General features: G+C 56.5%; 1 protein-coding gene and 1 pseudogene. Both read right to left on the bottom strand.

The window, feature by feature from the left end; translation table 11 throughout:
- A partial coding sequence (locus RAC97_RS24555) for a DUF4123 domain-containing protein (protein ID WP_375102212.1) occupies nucleotides 1–880 on the bottom strand: 880 nt, incomplete at its 3' end.
- A pseudogene (locus RAC97_RS24550) lies at nucleotides 877–1,528 on the bottom strand (type VI secretion system tip protein VgrG); the annotation flags it as partial. The pseudogene RAC97_RS24550 and the gene RAC97_RS24555, both read right to left, overlap by 4 nt.

Here is a 1,528-nt window from a genome sequence, read left to right as displayed (position 1 = left end):
AGTCAAGCGAGTGGGGTAAGTGCGCTTGAAGCAATTCGATAAGAGGCTGGCGTGTAGCGAGCGCTTGTTTCACCGTCGTGTGCCAAATAGGGTCAGGGGCCAGTCGCTCGCCTTGCAGCGCCATGCAGGTCGCGTAAGTAAGCAGGTCATGCTGCTCGACAAAGCCTGCCTGGCGAGCAAGGACAAGGTGCTTCTGTGCCATGCCCAGGCGAAGGCCATGGCACTGCGCTGGCTTGCCACTCGCTTCCAAGCCGTGTTCGAGTTGATCTGCAAGGCGATAGCTCAGCGAATCTGCGACCAGTGCTTGCCAGCACCTCTGATCAAGCGCCAGACCATTGAGTGCTCTAGCGGCAGGTCTGTCGTAGCCTGATATACGGAACCAGGTCGCTGTTTCTGCATCGGGGTAGGGCACCCACCAACTGTGGAGAGGGGCGAACCATTCACGCAGGTCAGGTAGGTCCATGCGGCTACTCAGCACTTTCAGGCATTGCTGAGTGTGATAACGAAGCAAATAGCGTTTGCCGTCAGGCGCCAGGATGTTATTGGCTTGCGCCAAATGCCTGGCTAATTCCGCACCCTTCAATGAGCTTACAACCCATCCGCCAATTGCATGGCTGGCGAATTGCTTCACCTGCCAGAAAAAGTCAGATTGCCCTTGCGGCGTGCCGATGACAGTGGGTGCATATACGGCGGGGCCAAAACGTCTCAGGTTGCTGAGTTCATCCTGTTGCATCAGTGACCAGCACGCTCTGTTCTGGTACTGCGCCAGTGCCTCCAGTTGTTCGGCATCCAGCCGAGAAAGTTCCAGAATAGCGGCGAGTTGATAGCGATCTGATTCACGCAAGGGAAGGAGTATCTCTGTCTCGAAGTCATTTTTCATTCGTTGCCCCCTTCCATTCGAATGACATTACGACCTTCTGCCATGGCCTTGAGCAGGCAACTGACGCAAACGGCTTCCCCTGGTTCTGGGCTGGCACTGAACGACAAGTCATGCCCGCCCCCCACGGGGTGATGCGCTACCGGCCCTTTGATATTTATCGCCACGCCATCGAGGGTAATGCCGCTGCCATCAAGCCGTAGTGTTGCCCCGGGTGCCTTGATGGTGAGGCTTTGCGAGACGTTGAGTTCGATAACCTGGGTGGTATGGCGAATGGCTTGCCCCGCGGTCTGCTCGATATGCCCGGCCACTTGTTGTTCGAAATGACCGCCGATTTCAGCGGTGTGATTGGCAGTGGTCTTGTCGTAACGATGGTTTCCCACCTGCTCGGTGCGGTCCTGAGCGATCAGGATGCTGCGGTGGCGGCCAACTTGCAGGGTTTCGTCCTGGCCGATCTGGCTATGGCGATCCCTGCCAATGGTCAGTTGTTCATCGTTGCCGACTTCCTCACTTCGGTTGTTACCGATAACGACCTGTTCATCTCGCTCGACGCGTTCAAAACGATCATTACCCACCTGCGTGGTCTCATCATGCTGGACCACATTGTTCTGATCCCGCTGCGCATGAATGAACACTTCCTCACGCCCCAGT

Source organism: Pseudomonas sp. LS_2 (genome assembly GCF_042709235.1).
Classification (GTDB): Bacteria; Pseudomonadota; Gammaproteobacteria; order Pseudomonadales; family Pseudomonadaceae; genus Aquipseudomonas.
This window is presented reverse-complemented; position numbering and strand designations above follow the sequence as displayed.